Annotated in this window: 15 protein-coding genes; 5 read left to right on the plus strand and 10 right to left on the minus strand. The window is 63.4% G+C overall.

Features of this window, described 5'->3' with window-relative positions; all coding sequences use genetic code 11:
• Window positions 1-20: 20 nt before the first annotated feature.
• Window positions 21-1,352: an APC family permease gene (locus GLL_RS08570; RefSeq protein ID WP_011141651.1), complete on the minus strand. Its 1,332-nt coding sequence runs from the start codon at window positions 1,350-1,352 to the stop codon at window positions 21-23.
• A 241-nt stretch (window positions 1,353-1,593) separates the two neighbouring features.
• Here GLL_RS08570 and GLL_RS08575 point away from each other — a divergent pair, with 241 nt between their 5' ends.
• Window positions 1,594-2,364: a hypothetical protein gene (locus GLL_RS08575; RefSeq protein WP_164928825.1), complete on the plus strand. Its 771-nt coding sequence runs from the start codon at window positions 1,594-1,596 to the stop codon at window positions 2,362-2,364.
• A 5-nt stretch (window positions 2,365-2,369) separates the two neighbouring features.
• On the opposite strand, the gene GLL_RS08580 is transcribed toward GLL_RS08575, so the two are convergent.
• Together GLL_RS08580 and GLL_RS08585 are read right to left on the minus strand one after the other, a co-directional pair.
• Window positions 2,370-3,503 carry a GAF domain-containing protein gene (locus GLL_RS08580; RefSeq protein ID WP_011141653.1) on the minus strand — a complete coding sequence of 378 codons (1,134 nt, stop codon included), beginning with the start codon at window positions 3,501-3,503 and terminating at the stop codon, window positions 2,370-2,372.
• Window positions 3,504-3,746: 243 nt separating this feature from the next.
• A complete protein-coding gene (locus GLL_RS08585; protein ID WP_011141654.1) occupies window positions 3,747-4,655 on the minus strand; it encodes a Sll0314/Alr1548 family TPR repeat-containing protein in 909 nt (302 codons plus the stop codon).
• Between the two features lie 182 nt (window positions 4,656-4,837).
• Between GLL_RS08585 and GLL_RS08590 the strand changes: the two genes are divergently transcribed.
• On the plus strand, window positions 4,838-5,563 hold the full coding sequence (locus GLL_RS08590) for a phosphoadenylyl-sulfate reductase (RefSeq protein ID WP_011141655.1): 726 nt from the start codon (window positions 4,838-4,840) through the stop codon (window positions 5,561-5,563).
• 2 nt (window positions 5,564-5,565) lie between these two features.
• On the opposite strand, the gene GLL_RS08595 is transcribed toward GLL_RS08590, so the two are convergent.
• The 3 genes from GLL_RS08595 to GLL_RS08605 are packed head-to-tail and all read right to left on the minus strand — an operon-like array spanning window position 5,566 to window position 7,393.
• Window positions 5,566-6,093, minus strand: a complete 528-nt coding sequence (locus GLL_RS08595) for a hypothetical protein (protein ID WP_011141656.1) — start codon at window positions 6,091-6,093, stop codon at window positions 5,566-5,568.
• A complete protein-coding gene (gene pyrF, locus GLL_RS08600) occupies window positions 6,090-6,803 on the minus strand; it encodes an orotidine-5'-phosphate decarboxylase (protein WP_011141657.1) in 714 nt (237 codons plus the stop codon). The genes GLL_RS08595 and pyrF overlap by 4 nt, the downstream gene beginning before the upstream one ends.
• A complete protein-coding gene (locus GLL_RS08605) occupies window positions 6,803-7,393 on the minus strand; it encodes a hypothetical protein (RefSeq protein WP_011141658.1) in 591 nt (196 codons plus the stop codon). The genes pyrF and GLL_RS08605 overlap by 1 nt, the downstream gene beginning before the upstream one ends.
• A gap of 124 nt (window positions 7,394-7,517) precedes the next feature.
• On the opposite strand from GLL_RS08605, the gene GLL_RS08610 reads away from it, so the two are divergent.
• Window positions 7,518-8,546, plus strand: coding sequence for a bifunctional nicotinamide-nucleotide adenylyltransferase/Nudix hydroxylase (locus tag GLL_RS08610; RefSeq protein ID WP_011141659.1), 1,029 nt, complete (start codon window positions 7,518-7,520; stop codon window positions 8,544-8,546).
• An 18-nt stretch (window positions 8,547-8,564) separates the two neighbouring features.
• Here the strand turns inward: GLL_RS08610 and GLL_RS08615 are convergent, their stop codons facing one another.
• From GLL_RS08615 to GLL_RS08625, 3 genes are all read right to left on the minus strand, one after another.
• Window positions 8,565-9,965, minus strand: coding sequence for an ATP-binding protein (locus GLL_RS08615; RefSeq protein WP_011141660.1), 1,401 nt, complete (start codon window positions 9,963-9,965; stop codon window positions 8,565-8,567).
• Between the two features lie 2 nt (window positions 9,966-9,967).
• Window positions 9,968-11,374, minus strand: a complete 1,407-nt coding sequence (locus tag GLL_RS08620; RefSeq protein WP_011141661.1) for an ATP-binding protein — start codon at window positions 11,372-11,374, stop codon at window positions 9,968-9,970.
• 82 nt (window positions 11,375-11,456) lie between these two features.
• On the minus strand, window positions 11,457-12,362 hold the full coding sequence (locus tag GLL_RS08625; protein WP_011141662.1) for a zinc metalloprotease: 906 nt from the start codon (window positions 12,360-12,362) through the stop codon (window positions 11,457-11,459).
• 129 nt (window positions 12,363-12,491) lie between these two features.
• On the opposite strand from GLL_RS08625, the gene GLL_RS08630 reads away from it, so the two are divergent.
• Both GLL_RS08630 and GLL_RS08635 read left to right on the plus strand, forming a co-directional pair.
• Window positions 12,492-12,860, plus strand: a complete 369-nt coding sequence (locus GLL_RS08630) for a DUF3110 domain-containing protein (RefSeq protein ID WP_011141663.1) — start codon at window positions 12,492-12,494, stop codon at window positions 12,858-12,860.
• 3 nt (window positions 12,861-12,863) lie between these two features.
• Window positions 12,864-13,391 carry an EVE domain-containing protein gene (locus GLL_RS08635; protein WP_011141664.1) on the plus strand — a complete coding sequence of 176 codons (528 nt, stop codon included), beginning with the start codon at window positions 12,864-12,866 and terminating at the stop codon, window positions 13,389-13,391.
• Here GLL_RS08635 and GLL_RS08640 read toward each other — a convergent pair.
• Complete coding sequence (locus tag GLL_RS08640; protein WP_164928826.1) at window positions 13,332-14,780, minus strand: amino acid permease; 1,449 nt, start codon at window positions 14,778-14,780, stop codon at window positions 13,332-13,334. The genes GLL_RS08635 and GLL_RS08640 overlap by 60 nt on opposite strands.
• Between the last annotated feature and the right edge of the window lie 211 nt (window positions 14,781-14,991).

The raw sequence follows: 14,991 nt of genomic DNA on the forward strand, positions 1-14,991 counted from the left end.
CGATCGGTTTCCTCCACTCATCAAGAATCGGTACGCGTGCGCCGGGCTATCCACAGCAGCGGCAGGCCCACCAACAGCACCGCCACCCCCACCAGGGCGCCGGTGCCTGTGTAGGCGAGGCTCGCCTGGAGCATATAGCCGCAGATAAGACAAAACAACAGCGGTGTGAGCGGATAGAGGGGCACCCGGAAGGGCCGCTCTATCTGCGGGTCGCGCGAGCGCAACACCAAAAGCGCCGCGCCCGTGAGCAGGAAAAACAGCCAGAACACCGGAGCGGTGTATTCGACCATCGTCTTGAAGCCGCCCCGGGTGGCGGTGCCGAGCACCACCAGCCCGAGGGCAATCACCCCCTGCACCGCCAGGGCGTTGGCGGGCGTCTCGGTGCCTGTCCGCCAGCGGCCCAAAAAGCGGAACAGTGTAAAGTCCTGCCCGAGGGCGTAGTTGGTGCGCCCCCCCGTGATGATCGAGGCGTTGGCGGAGCTGAGGGCGCAGACGACGATGAGGGCGCTGATAAACGCCGCCCCCGGCGCCCCCGCCACCCGCCGCATCAAATCGGCGGCCACCGCCTGAGATCCGGCCATTCCCGCCGTTCCCAAAGCATGGATAAAGGCGACATTGGCCAGCAGGTAGAGTGCTGTGATGATCCCGATGCTCACAAGCAGGGCGCGCACCATGTTGCGCTTTACCGAGCGCAGTTCCGCCGAGATATAGGCCGCTTCGTTCCAGCCGCCGTAGGTGAGCAGTACGAAGACCATCGCGAGGCCGAAATTTGTGGAAGCGGGGGCGGGGGCCGCCAGCGGCTGGGCCGGGGCCGGGGCGAGCAGCCCCCCGACGATAACGGCGGCGAGGCCCAGCACGGTGGCGACGGCAAGCAGGTTCTGGGTCCGGGCGCCCTGGCGGATGCCGGCAATGTTGAGGGCGGTGAACAGGGCAATAACCAGGGCGGCGTAAATCGACGGAGAGTACTCTCCCAGGCGCCACAGCTGCGAAGCGTAATCGCCGCTCACAAAGGCCAGCAGCGCAATCGAACCGGTCTGCACGACCGCGAGCCGCGCCCAGGCGTACAAAAAGGCCAGATCCCGGCCGAAGGCGCGCAGCAAGTAGTAATAATTGCCGCCCGCGTGGGGATAGGCCGTGGTCAATTCGGCGTAGCACAGCGCCCCAATCAGCGAAATGCCGCCCCCCAACAGCCAGGCCAGCAGCGTCCAGAGGGGCCCGCCGGTGTTGGCGGCCACCAGCGCGGGGGTCTCAAAGATGCCGGCCCCGACGACGATGCCCACGATGAGCGCCACCGCGTCGGTCAGTCCCAGCGTTGGCCTCGGGGAGCCGACCCGATCCGCTACTGCCTTCATCGTCCGTCCCCCATGCGCTGTTGCTTTTGTGACCCTACGCCCCAGGCAGACCCGCCCGACCGGCATCCTGTTCCCGGAACACCCGCCTGTCGGAAGCGGCAACCTCCCCGCCAACCGTATCGCGGCGGTTGGAGCGGCCAATCGACCTTTCGGTAGAGCCTCCCCTCTGTCGGGGAGCTCGCCTGGCAAAGCGGTCGGGCAACTGCCGGTAGGATGGAGGGGTGTCCAGGCACTGTGCGCGATGACCTTCGAACCCCAGCGCTCCAAACTCGAACTGGCCGGTCTGCCCATCGGCAGCAGCGCATTGACCCGGGCGGTTCTGCAGGAAGTTTTCCAGATCCTCAAGCCCGTCGGTCTTGACGGCAGCTGGACGCAGCTCGAAGGCAACAAAGACATGCGCATCACCGAGCAGAAGCGCCGCTTGGCCCTCGAGAACACCCAGGAAGAAGTGACTGTTTGGGTGGACGCCTCGGTGCTCGACCGGGGCTTGCAGCGCTGGATCGCCCTGGATTTTCAGCAACCGAACCTGGAGGAGGTGCCGACGGCGGAAGCGGGCGACTGGCGGGTTTTCCTGCGCGGCGAGAGCGGCTCGATCGTGCTGGGCGACGGCGAAGCGACGGTGAGCCTGGGGGTGGTGCTGTTGCTCAAGTACGCCACGGCCATCGGCGAACTGGTCTCCTCGACGATTGCCGCCCAGGTGGAGGTGCGCGGCACGGCGATTCCCGACATCAACGCCGACCGGGTGCTCATCCAACTCAACGCCGCCCGGGTGCGCTGGGAAGACCGGGTGATCGAGCCGCGCCTCACGGGTGTCATCCTGCGCGCCGTGCTGGCGCGCATCCCATTTTTTCCGAGCTTGCCGGTGATGACCAGTTTTTTGATGCCCTGGTTCGACTTTCGCCGCCAGGTCGCCCAGTTCGTGCTCAGCTCTGTGGAGATCGTGCCGGGCAAACTCAAGCTGGGTATGAAATTTTTCGAAAGCGATCTGGTGCGTCGGCCGGAACCGGGCTGATCCTGCTAGAGGACCGGTGCAGCCGCCACCGTCGTCGTCGGCTGCACCTGCAGTTGGGTGACGGTGGTCATCAGGCGCAGCAGCGGTTCGATCGGCATCTGGGCTTCCCAACTGAAGAAGACCAGTACCGCCAGCACCTGTTCTTCGACAATCAGAGGAACGCCGAGCCCGGTTTTGAGTCCGGCGGCATGGGCCACCTTCTCGTGCATCTCGATGATGGGGGAGCGCAGCGAAGTCTGGGAGGGCCATTTCTCCGGTTGCCTGCTCAGCCAGATGCGCCCTTGCAAACCTTCGCCCGGGCGGAACAGCAACCGCTCTCCTAAACCTCGGAAGCGTTCGAGTTCCATCGGGTCGATGCCGGGAGCGCTCTTGTGGCCGCGCAACTTTTGCAGGTGTGCCAGTTGCTCTTCATCGGCGTAATAGGCGGGGCTCGCTTCCAGAACGCTCTCGTCCGGGCTGGGGGTCGAGGCGGTGGCGATGGGCCAGCCCGTCGCCTTGCAAAGAAACTGCAAAAGCCGTTGCAGGGCGCCATGAAAATCGTGGGCTTCCTGAATAGCCTCGGTCAGGCTTTGCAACAGGTAGATGTCGCTGTCGATTTGCCGACGGGTCGCCGTGTCCAGGCTGGTGCGGATAGTTTGTTGCAACGCCAGCAACTTGCGGCGCAATTCCAGGTACATCATCACCTGCCGGTTGAGGTGCCAGAGCCGGTCTTGCTGGTCGGGCGGAAACTCCCGCGGCTGGTAGTCCAGGACGCACAGCGTGCCGAGAGCCCGATTGTCGGGGGTTACCAGCGGCGTACCGGCGTAAAAGCGCACCTGGGGCGAATGGATCACCAGGGGATTGGTGGAGAAGCGCTCGTCGATGCGGGCGTCGGGCACGATGAACGTCTCGCGCTGCAAGATGGCGTGGGTACAGAAGGCCAGTTCACGCGGCGTCTGCTGCACTTCGACACCCACCCGGGCTTTGAACCACTGGCGATCGCGGTCGATAAGCGAAATGAGTGAAATCGGCATATGGCACTGGCGCGCGGCAATTTCGACGATGTCGTCAAAGACGGCCTCCGCCGGGGTATCGAGCACCCGGTAGCGTTCGAGCGCCTCCAGGCGTTGGGGCTCGTCGGGAGCAAGGGGAGCAGCCATGGTCCTTCGCGGAATGTCGGATATTTCAGAGGCTGTGCAGCCGCGGTACGGTCCGACTGCCGCAAGCCGACGGTGCACGCTCCGTTGTACTGTCCATGTTTGCCGGAGCCGGGTGAAGAACTCGGGAATATTGCGGCCCCGGGTGCAAGCGGCTTCCCCAGGCGTCTTGGCAACGGATTTGGCTACCCCCCCGCAGTAGAGCCTGCAATCGGACAATCTGTCGATCGGTTTGCGCCTACCGAATCAAGGTTGCGGTGTAACAGTCACGGAGGGCAAAGGAGTATAGAGATCCCCCGCCAGCCGCGCCTGGGCGTCGCGCTCGCGCAGGATCTGCTTGCGGGTGCTCTCGGGGAGCTGGTTGCCCTGGTAAATCGCCCGATCGAAGTGGGCAACCGCCTCGGCCGGTTTGCTGTAAAGCGCCAGGATCTGGCCTTTGAGATAGGACAGATCCGGGTTGGTGGGGGCGGCGGCAAGGGCCTGATCGACCATCGCCAACGCCTCTTCGTAGTTTTTCTTGTCGCGCCAGGCGAGCGCCTGACCCCGGTAAGACAGATAATTCGGGGCGGCTTTGCGAAATTCTTTGATCGCTTCGTCGTGCTTGGTCAAAAGCGTGTCGATATAGCCTACGAACAAATTGATCTCCGGGTCGTCCGGGGACTTTTCGCGCGCCGTCTTGAATTCGCCGAACATCGCGGGCACGTAGGTAAGCATGCGCGGCAGCGCCAGGATGCCGTCTTTGAGGTAGAAAGTCGAGATCTCCAAGCCCTGGGCGATCCCCAGATACAGATGGGAGCGGGCTGGATCTTTGCCGTTCATCGCCTGGGCCACCTCGCGGGTCTTCTGGGCGAGCGCCAACAGCCGGTCCACCTGGCCGTTCTGGTAGGCAATCGCTGCCTGCAGGCCGTAGACCAGCGGTTCGTCGGGATTCTGGCGTTGGGCCACGTCGAGCTTTTCCCCGGCGTTCAGGTAGTTGCCGTTTTTGAAAAAGTCCTCGAAGGCCATCTGCAGCGCCGGACCGATCGGCCGTGCCTCGCTGCCGGTGCGAAACGGGTCGGCCGCCAGGGCTGCGGGCGCCCAGACCGCGAGGGCCAGAGCGAGGCTCCCTGCCCCAATTACCCGTTTGCACTGCGTCCATCGGGATGTGCGGTGCATCGTCGCAAGTCCTCTATTATCTCAGAACCTACTCTACTCCCTGTCTACGACCGCCCGTCGGCCCCGGCGGTTCCTGGAGGAACCACGTCAATTCCCGCAATGTCAAGCAGATAACGGGAGCAAATCTCTCTTTTTCCCCTGGGCTTACTGTACAATCAGAGCAATCAGGTAGGGGCGCTTACGTGAATTTACTGCAGGACCAACCGGCGATGGGCATCGACCAGACGACTCTGGAGCATCTGGCCCGGCAGTGGGAGGATCTGGCTCCTGAGGCCATCCTGGCGGAAGCGGTGCGCTGTTTTGGCGACAAGTTGGTGCTGGCGAGCGCCTTCGGTCCCGAGTCGATCATTTTGCTCGACATGCTGGTGAAGGTGTGGCCCCGGCCGCAGGCATTCTTCCTCGAGACGGGCTTTCATTTTCCCGAGACGCTGGCGCTCAAAGACCGGGTGCTCGCGCGCTTTCCGCAGTTGCAGCTTGAGGTGGTGGGGCCGCTGATGTCCGTCGCTCAGCAAAATGCCATCTACGGCGAGCGCCTGCACGATCGCAACCCGGATCATTGCTGCGCCATTCGCAAAGTCGAGCCGCTCAACCGCGCCCTCGCCCCTTACAAAGCCTGGATTGCCGGCATGCGCCGCGAACAGTCGCCGACCCGCGGCCAGATTGGCGTCGTGCAGTGGGATTCGCGCCGCGGCATGGTCAAGTTCAATCCGCTGGCCACCTGGACGCACAAGCAAGTCTGGGCCTACATTGTCGAGCGCGATTTGCCCTATAACCCCCTGCACGACGAGGGGTTTCCGTCGATCGGCTGCTCGCCTCTTAACTGCACCGCCCCGGTGGCCGACGGGGCGGACCCGCGCTCGGGGCGCTGGCGGGGCAAGGCCAAGACCGAGTGCGGCCTGCATGCGTGAATTTATTTACGGTCCGGAAGCTGGACGTCCCGAAGCCAGGTGGTGACCGCCTGGGCAAAGGCGCTCTCCAGCGCAATATAGGGCGGCCAACCGGCGAGGGTGGGTGGGCTGTTCTGCGCCACCGGAATGTCCTCCAGGTAGGGACCGAGCTTGCCGTCGAGTTCCTCGGGGATGGGCCGAAATACCGAGCGCACATCGCTCAGCCACCATCTGCCGCCGCTCGGGGCCACCACCACAGTCCGCTCGACGAGCACCGGGAACAGTTCGCCTCTCTGTAAGAAGCGATCGAGGGTAAGAAACTGAATCGCGACGGCCCCCCCCGCCGCTGGGGTGAGCCGGGGGTTGCTGGTGAGTACCAGGTTTCCGGGAACGCGCTCGCGGGTGTAGGCGCGGTTGACGTAACTTGGCAGCACCTCGGTGAGTTGTTCTGCGAGCCGCTCGGCTTCGATGGCCGGAGCGGCGGGAGTCGGCACAGGTGCGAGGGCCAGCCAGGTAGCCAGAGCAAGGGCCGGCAACAAAGTACGCATCATCCGCCGACCTCCGCGACGATGGCCTTGAATGCGACCTGGGGATCGGGGGCGGTCGTCACCGGGCGGCCCACCACCAGGTAGTCGGCGCCCCGGGCAAACGCTTCGCCGGGGGTTAGGGTGCGGCGCTGGTCGCCTTCGCCGCTCCCACCCGGGCGAATGCCCGGGGTGACGATCAGAAAATCGTTTCCGCAGCGCTCGCGCAGCAGGGCCGTCTCCAGAGGCGAGCAGACCACCCCCTGCACACCGCTTGACACGGCCAGGACCGCGAGGTGCTCCACATAGCCGCTTACCCCGACATTGACCAAGAGCTGCTGTTCGAGCAGCTGCGCGTCCAGGCTGGTGAGCAGGGTCACCGCCAGCACCGCCGGGGCGGGGCTCCCGAGGCGGGCCGCTTCGCCTGTGCAGGCGGAGACCGCCGCCATCAGCATCGGTTGTCCCCCCGTCGCATGCACGGTGAGCAGGTCCACCCCCAGGCGGGTGGCCGCCCGGCAGGCCCCGGCCACCGTGTTGGGAATATCGTGAAATTTGAGATCGAGAAACACCCGGCACCCGCGCGCTTTGAGCCATTCGATCAGGCCCGGACCGGCGGCGGTGAATAGTTCCAGTCCGACTTTCCAGAAGCGCACGGCCGGGGCGCGCTCCACCAGGGCGCGGGCCGCCTGGGCGTCCGCGAGATCGAGGGCCACGATCACCCGTTCGGCACCACCCATCAAAACGGCGCCTGGGTGCTGCGGCGGGCGAGGTGGTTGGGTTGGGCCTTCAGATGCCGCAAGAAAGTCTGCAACTCCGCTACATCCAGTTGCTGACGCGAGGATTTGCCGAAGGTGCGCTGCAGATAATCGCGCCCTTCTTTGGAACCCCAGCCGATGCGCTGCATCTGCACGTCGCTCTGGGCGAGCAAGTCCGAGAGATCCACCGGCGGCTCCAGTTCGTAGGGCGCGTGCCCGTTGCCGTTCACGGCTGCAGGCAGCGGCTCCTCTTCAAACAGCGGCAGCGCTCCCGAGGCTGTAGTCGGCTCGAAAGCCGGAGGGGCATAGACCGCAGTGGCCGGTTCGCGGGGGGTGGGTTCGGTTGCAAGCCCAAAGCCCGCCACCTGCAAAGCGCGCTCGATCGCCCGCTCCTCGGCCCTTTCGAGATCGGCGTGTACGGCGAGTCCGGAACCGAGCACCCACTGGCGATCGATGCGCACCTCGGCGCGCACCGTGTAGACCCCGGCGTCGAAGCGCACCAGATCGGCCACGACGGTGCCGGTCGGGTGGCGCTCGCGAAATAGCTGCAGCAGCCGGGTGGAAACGGACATGGGCGGGGCTCAAAGTCTACCCCCTAGCCTACCAGCTTGACCGGGGCTTGCAATTGCCGGGCTTTCTGTAGGATGGTATTGCCACCCCCGGAGAGGGGATGTTTTTCATCACAGGGAGCCTGCGATGCGCAAAAAATACGATTACTGCATCTATATCGGCCGCTTTCAGCCGTTTCACCTGGGTCACCTGCAGACTGTGCGCATTGCCCTGGAGGAGGCGTCGGAGCTGATTATCGTCATCGGCAGCCACCGCACCGCCCCCAACATCAAAAATCCCTGGACCTCCTCCCAGCGCGAGCAGATGATCCGCCTCACGCTCAAAGACGAACCGAACCTCCTGGAGCGCATCCACTTTGCGCCCGTGCGCGACCAGCTCTACAGCGACAACCTCTGGGTGGCGGACATCCAACAAAAAGTGCTCGCCATCGCCGGGGACGAGAGCGCCATCGCCATCATCGGTCACCGAAAAGACGAAAGCTCCTACTACCTGGATAGCTTTCCACAGTGGAGCTATATCGAGACGGGCAATTACCGCGACATCCACTCCACCGATATCCGCGCCGCCTACTTGAGCCGCGCCCCCGAAGCCACGTACTACGACAAATTGCCGGTGGGGGTGCAGGTGAGCCTGAGCGCCTTTCAAAGCGAAGCGCGCTTCGGCGAACTCTGTGCCGAGTACGACTTCATTCAACACAACCAAAAAGCCTGGTCGGTGGCTCCTTACCCACCCACCTTCGTGACCGTCGATGCGGTGGTGGTGCAGTCGGGCCATGTGCTGATCGTCCGGCGCAAATCCCGCTACGGTTCGGGTCTCTACGCGCTACCCGGCGGCTTTGTCGATCAAGACGAAACGCTGCTCGAAGGCATGTTGCGCGAACTCAAAGAAGAGACCGGTCTCAAGGTGCCGATGCCGGTGCTGCGCGGTTCGATCGTCGACAGCCACGTCTTCGACAACCCGAGCCGCTCGCTGCGCGGCCGGACGATTACCCATGCCTACTTCATCCAGCTCAAAGCGGGCAAGTTGCCGCCGGTTAAAGGCGGCGACGACGCCGACAAAGCCCTCTGGATGTCGCTTGCGGATCTGTACATCCATGAAGATCTCTTTTTTGAAGATCACTTTGCCATCGTGCTGCACTTCGTAAGCCGGGTCTGAGTCCGATAGCCTGGCTGATCAACCGATACGGAGGGGCAAGCGCACCTGAAAGCGGGTGTCTCCCGGTTCGCAGAGTAAGCGGACATCGCCATGGTGCTGCACGACCACGACCTGATAGACGATATGCAACCCGAGGCCGGTGCCTTCGCCCACAGCCTTGGTGGTAAAAAACGGGTCGAAGATATGGGATTGGGCTGCAGCCGGAATACCGGGGCCGTCGTCGGCAATTTCGACCAGCACCACCTCGTGCTCATGCCGGGTGCGGATGCGGATGCATCCGCACCCATTCGCTTCGAGCGCGTCGATGGCGTTGTCGATGAGGTTCGTCCAGACCTGGTTGAGTTCGCTGCCGTAGGCGGTAATCGCAGGCAAGGTGTAGTCGTAATCGCGCTCGACAGCGATCGACCCATTGAGCCGGTGGCCGAGCATGGTCAGGGTGCTCTCCAGCCCCTGGTGGATATCGACCTCCTGCAGCGGGGCTTGATCGAGGTAGGAGTAGTCTTTGATCGACTTGACGAGCTTTGAGATCCGTTCGGTGCTCTGGACCAATTCCGTCAACAGCCCGACCCCACTGAGATTGGCCTCCAGCCAGACAAGCACCTTGTCCAGGGCCGGGGCGGGCATCCGCTCGGCGATCTTGGCTAGCCAGTCGGTGTCGAGGCCCGCCCCCACCAGCGTCGGCGCCAGTTGCCAGCACTGCGTCACACCGTGCGTTTCGAGCCAGGCGGCAATCTCCTCTTCGCGGTCGCTGCGGGTGAGCGGATCGAGTCTGGAGGTACTCGCGGCCCTGGCGAGCGCTTCGCGCTGCAGGCCCACCAAAAACGCCTGCTGCTCGCAGTCGACCACCTGGCGGCCCAACTGCAAAGCGGCAGGCTGGAGCACCTGAAAGATTTCCTGCAGCCGCCGGGCGGCGCGCTGGGCGGCGGCGGCGGGGTTATTCAGTTCGTGGGCGAGTCCGGCGGCAAGATTGCCGAGGGCGACCAGTTTTTCGCGGTGCTGCGAGAGCGTCTGCACCGCCTGCATCCGCAGGGCCATCGTGCGTAGGATGCTCGTCGTTACACAGCTGCAGGAGGAGAGCATTTCCCAGAAGGCCTCCTTGCCGAATTCGAAGATCCGGCAGCGCACCTGGGCCCGGCCGCTCGCCCAGTAGTGGGGATCTCCCGTCAAAATGGGCAATTCGCCGTAGAGGGTGTAAGGGACGTGGGTGACCAGCAAAATCTCCTGCTGACCCTCGTGTTTGACGATCTGGATCTCGCCTTCGAGGATCACAAAGACGTAATCCGCGGGCTCCCCGGCGGCGCGATGGATCTGTCCCGGCTCCAGCCACAGCTCCCGGCCCTCGCCCAGAAGCCAGTGCAGCCGCTCCTCCGGAAGATTGGCAAATAGGGGCACCCGCTGCAAAGTCTCGATGTCGAGCATCGCTATTTCTCCCCTGGTTGTTGCTTGGGCTGCCGGACGGGCAGACAGATGCTAAAGCGCGTCTCGCCGGGTTTGGAGGTGACGCGGATCGTGCCGTGGTGGTGCTTGACGACGATGCGGCGAGCAATATCGAGACCCAAACCTGAACCTTCGCCGACCCCTTTGGTGGTAAAAAACGGCTCGAAGATGCGCGTCTGGATCTCCAGCGGGATACCGGGGCCGTTGTCGGTAATTTCGATATGGACCGTATCCGGACCGGGGGCGGTGCGGATGGTCAGTTCACCCTTGCCCTGCATGGCGAAGGCAGCGTTGTCGATCAGATTCGTCCAGACTTGATTGAGTTCGCTGCCGTGGGCAAAGATGCGCGGCAGATTTGGGGCGTACCGGCGGTGGACGGTGATGCCGTACTTGAGCTTGTGGTGAAGGATGGTGAGCGTGTTGTCGAGTCCTTCGTGCACGTCGATTTCCTGCAAAGGCGCCTGATCCATATAGGAGTAGGACTTGATCGCCTTGACCAGTTGCGAGATGCGGCCGGTGCTCTGGTCCACCTGGTTGACCAGCTCGGCCAGGGTGAGCGTCTCGACCAGCCAGTGGAGCGCTTCGCCGAACGCCTCCGGGGTGCAGCCTTCGGCCAGGGGAGTGAGCTTGTCGGGGTCGATGCCCGCCGCCACCAGCGCCGGAGAAGCCTCCCAGGCGTTTGCGATGCCCCGCTCCTCCAGCCATTCGCCCAGGGATTCCTCGCGGTCGCTTTGATCGAGCGGGTCGAGGCGCGGCGCACAGGCGGCATGGCCGATCGCTGCTTTTTGCAATGCCACGAGTAAGTTGCGCTCCTGGGGAGCGAACAGCCCTTCGCACAGCCCGAGCAGGCGGGTCTGGACACTCGCGAGCGCTTCGCGCAACTGTTGGGCAGCCCGGCGACCGGCGGCGGCGGGGTTGTTCAGTTCGTGGGCGAGTCCGGCGGCGAGTTTGCCGAGGGCGGCCAGTTTTTCTTGCTGACGCATCTGCCCTTCGAGGTCCGTGGCCCGTCCCGCCATCGCCGCCAAGATCACCGCCGCCCCCTGGGAACATTCGGCAAGGACGCGCTTGAACGCCTCCGGCTCGATTTCAAGCACCCGGCTAACCCCCAGGGAGCGGCCGGTGGCCCGCGAGGGGCCGCCGGTGACCATCGAAATTTCGCCCGTAAATTCGCCCGGCTGGTGAACGGTCAGCAGTTGATCCTGACCGTCCACCCGTTTGGTGACCTGCACTTGTCCTTGGAGGACGACGAAGAAGCGGGAGACCGGGTCCCCTTCTTGAAAGATCACCTGCCCCGGCGCCAGATCCACCTCGCGACCGTGTTCACCCAGCCGCTTGAGTTCTTCGGCGGAGAGCTTCGGAAACAGTTCCGGTTGTTGGGGATCGTGGAGCATGGCGAATCCTGCCTGGCTGTCGGGGCGCCCGTCCCTTATTTTATGGAGGCAGCCCGCCTTTGGGGGGGTGGCGGGCCGGGGATCACAACTCGGGGCGGTAGGTGGCGACGCTCGACTGCATGCGGGTGGCCTGGCCGCCGGTGAATTCGACCATGCAGGCGTCGTCGGTGTAGTCCATGAAGTTGATGATCGGATCGAGGCCCGACTGTCGGCGGCAGCTGTCCCGGCCGGTGGGACAGCCGTAGGCCGCCGATTTTTCGGAGGGCGTGTCGCTCACCGAGTCGCCGCTGCTGGAGCAGCCGCCCTGGAAGGTGTGGTAGAGACCCAGCCAGTGGCCGACCTCGTGGGTGCCGGTGTCGCCCTCGTCGTACGGAAAGGCACTGCCACCCGGCAGCGACGAGTAAAGCACCACCACCCCGTCGTTGTCGGGGTCGTTGTCAAGATACCAGGGGAAAGTTGCCCAACCGAGCAAGCCGCCGCTCGGGTTGGCAGAGTAGAAGTTGAGGGTTGTCTGGGGCGAGACGCTCAGGGCGGATTTGGCGGAGCGCTCCGCACTCGAACCGGGGGTCATGCCGAACCAGCTGGAGTTGTTGGTCCGGTCGGTCGAGGCGAGTTGAAATTGAAAGCCCGAAGGGGCGAAGGCGTCGTTGAGCACGCGAATTTGATCGGCGATGGCCGTATCCGAGATGTTGCCGGTGCTGCCGCTGTAGATGACATGAAAAGCCACCGGGATGGTCTTGGTGGCGACAGCTTCGAGGGTGCCGTCGGGACGACGGCGCGCCGCCGTCCAGCGATCGAGCTTCTGTTGTACTTCTTTAATCACCGCCGGGTTCGGGGGCGCCACCGCGCACCGCGCACCGCTATCGATAAACGCTTCTTGCGATTCGAACTCGAATCCGCCGACCGTAAAACCTTTCTTTTCGTCCGCGAGCGCAGGGGCGCTCCAGCACACCACCAGGGCGGCCATCAGCAGCATTGTTTGTTTCATAGATAGTCATCCCACAGAGGACAGAATATCTATACCACAATCGTCGCTTTCTGCAGGTCGTGTCCCCAGATACGTTCGATCGATTCGCGGAAGCTACAATATGGACCGAAGACCAATAGAGGGGGATCCATGCAACTTTGTGTGCTGATCTTCAATTCGGGGTCCGAGAACGAAGGTATCTACACGTTGAATGTCGATAGCGAGAACACCGTGGTGGCCTTCGAGAGTCGGGAGGATGCCGAGCGCTACGCCAACCTGCTCGAAGCCCAGGATTTCATAGTGCCGGAGGTCGAACTGATCGAAGCCGAGGAGATCAAGCAATTCTGCGAGGATTCGTCCCTTGGGCTGATCGTCGTCGAGGCGGGCCAGTTGGTGATGCCGCCGGAGAAGTCCAAGGAGACCCTCGACTGGAGTCCCGAGCAGGCAGCCCTGGAGCCCAACAGCGAACTGGAGCGCATGCGGTCGATGCTTGAGCAGATGTATCGCAAGTCCTCCTAGACGATGGCCCGCTGGTTGTTCAAAAGCGAGCCGGGCGCCTACTCGATAGCCGATCTGAAGGCGGACGGCACCACCGACTGGAGCGGCGTGCGCAACTACCAGGCCCGCAATTTCATGCTCGCCATGCGGGTGGGGGATCTGGGCTTTTTCTATCACAGCAACGCCAACCCCACCGGCGTGGCGGGCATTGTCGAAGTCGTGCGCGAAGCCTACCCCGACCACACCGCCCTCGATCCAGCCAGTCCCTATTTCGACGCGAAGGCAACGGCCGCAAAGCCCATCTGGCAGATGGTCGACGTCGCCTTTGGCGCGCAGTTTGCCGAGGTTGTCACCCTGGAGCGCCTGCGCGCAACGGCGGGTCTTGAACAGATGCCGTTGCTCCGGCGCGGCAGCCGCCTCTCGGTGCTGCCGGTAAGTCCCGGGGAGTGGGAGATTATCCTCAAGGTCGCCCGGCTTCCGAGCAACGATCAATCAAGCTCTTCTCGATTGCAACTTGCTGTGCACGCGCCCGTAGACGAAGTAAACCAGTAATCCCAGCCCGAGCCAGGCAAACAGCCGCAGCCAGGTGTCGGCAGGTAGCCCGGACATCAACGCCAGGCAGGCGACGATGCTGGCAAGCGGTACCCACGGCACCAGCGGACAGCGAAAAGGCCGGGGCAGATCCGGCTGGCGGTAGCGCAAAAAGAGCACTCCGGCGCTCACGACGATAAAGGCGAACAGCGTGCCGATGCTCACCAGTTCTCCCAGGATGCCCAGGGGGACCAAGCCTGCCACGACGCTCACAAAAAGACCCAGCAGCATCGTCGAGAGATAAGGGGTCTTGAAGCGCGGGTGGATGGCGCTAAATAGCGGTGGCAGCAGGCCGTCGCGGCTCATCGTGTAGAAGATGCGCGTCTGGCCGTACAGGGTCACGAGCATCACCGAGGTGAGCCCGGCGATGGCGCCGATTTTGACGATGAACGTGAGCCAACCCAGGCCGATGGCGTCTACACCCACGGCGATCGGGTCGGGCACGCCCAGTTGCCTGTAATCGACGATCCCGGTGAGCACGAGGGCCACCAGGATGTAGAGCACCGTGCAGACGACCAGTGAACCCAGAATGCCGATGGGCATGTCGCGCTGGGGATTTTTGGCTTCCTGGGCGGCGGTGGAGACCGCATCGAAACCGATGTAGGCAAAAAAGATCACCCCCGCCGCCCGCAGGATACCAAAGTACCCGTATCGGCCCGGTTCGACCGGTTCGGGAATAAACGGCGTCCAGTTGGCCGTGTCGATGTAACTGGCGCCGAAAACCAAAAAGGCGACGATCACGGCCACTTTGACGACGACAATGATGCCGTTGACGGAAGCCGATTCGCTCACGCCCACCACCAACAGCAGCGAGAGCGCCAGGATAATCAGCACAGCCGGGACGTTGAGCAACCCGGCCGCCGTCGTACCGTCGGCGAGGGTCACCGGTTGGCCGAAGGAGGCGGTGAATTGTGGCGGCATAACAATGCCGAAATCCCTCAGAAAGCTCACCACATAGCCCGACCAGCCGACAGCCACCGTCGCGGCGGATAGCGCGTACTCGATAATCAAATCCCAGCCGATGATCCAGGCCACCAGTTCGCCCAGAGTGGCGTAGGCATAGGTGTAGGCGCTGCCGGAGATGGGAAGCAAAGCGGCGAATTCGGCGTAGCACAGCCCCGCAAAGGCACAGGCGAAGGCGGCGAGGATGAACGAAATGGTGATGGCCGGCCCGGCGTACTGGGCAGCGGCTTGCCCCGTGATCACGAAAATCCCGGCGCCGATGATGGCACCCACCCCGAGGCTAATCAAGTTGATGGGACCGAGGGTGCGCTTTAACCCTCCGTCGAGGCCCCCTTCTTTTTGCAGGTCGGCCACGGTTTTTTTGAGAAGATATCGACTCAGGGTCAACGCTTTTCTCCCGGCAGAACGTTGAAACTATTTAAACACCGCCGCTTGAACGTTGTCGGGCCTGCGCCCACTCGAATTCGGTGCCGTAACAACGAATACGTTTGAACAATTTGTTACGGTCCATCGCAAACCAAAGTGCCTGCGATTCACGGTGTGCTGGATGGCGCAGCCAGCCCTGGGGATGCAGGTTTCGGGGGCCGTGGGACATCAA

Source organism: Gloeobacter violaceus PCC 7421 (assembly GCF_000011385.1).
Classification (GTDB): Bacteria; Cyanobacteriota; Cyanobacteriia; order Gloeobacterales; family Gloeobacteraceae; genus Gloeobacter; species Gloeobacter violaceus.

Coding starts and splice junctions, on each gene's coding strand:
- GLL_RS08570 (WP_011141651.1), bottom strand. CDS start 1,352: ATGAAGGCAGTAGCGGATCGGGTCGGCTCCCCGAGGCCAACGCTGGGA.
- GLL_RS08575 (WP_164928825.1), top strand. CDS start 1,594: ATGACCTTCGAACCCCAGCGCTCCAAACTCGAACTGGCCGGTCTGCCC.
- GLL_RS08580 (WP_011141653.1), bottom strand. CDS start 3,503: ATGGCTGCTCCCCTTGCTCCCGACGAGCCCCAACGCCTGGAGGCGCTC.
- GLL_RS08585 (WP_011141654.1), bottom strand. CDS start 4,655: ATGCACCGCACATCCCGATGGACGCAGTGCAAACGGGTAATTGGGGCA.
- GLL_RS08595 (WP_011141656.1), bottom strand. CDS start 6,093: ATGATGCGTACTTTGTTGCCGGCCCTTGCTCTGGCTACCTGGCTGGCC.
- pyrF (WP_011141657.1), bottom strand. CDS start 6,803: ATGGGTGGTGCCGAACGGGTGATCGTGGCCCTCGATCTCGCGGACGCC.
- GLL_RS08605 (WP_011141658.1), bottom strand. CDS start 7,393: ATGTCCGTTTCCACCCGGCTGCTGCAGCTATTTCGCGAGCGCCACCCG.
- GLL_RS08610 (WP_011141659.1), top strand. CDS start 7,518: ATGCGCAAAAAATACGATTACTGCATCTATATCGGCCGCTTTCAGCCG.
- GLL_RS08615 (WP_011141660.1), bottom strand. CDS start 9,965: ATGCTCGACATCGAGACTTTGCAGCGGGTGCCCCTATTTGCCAATCTT.
- GLL_RS08620 (WP_011141661.1), bottom strand. CDS start 11,374: ATGCTCCACGATCCCCAACAACCGGAACTGTTTCCGAAGCTCTCCGCC.
- GLL_RS08625 (WP_011141662.1), bottom strand. CDS start 12,362: ATGAAACAAACAATGCTGCTGATGGCCGCCCTGGTGGTGTGCTGGAGC.
- GLL_RS08630 (WP_011141663.1), top strand. CDS start 12,492: ATGCAACTTTGTGTGCTGATCTTCAATTCGGGGTCCGAGAACGAAGGT.
- GLL_RS08635 (WP_011141664.1), top strand. CDS start 12,864: ATGGCCCGCTGGTTGTTCAAAAGCGAGCCGGGCGCCTACTCGATAGCC.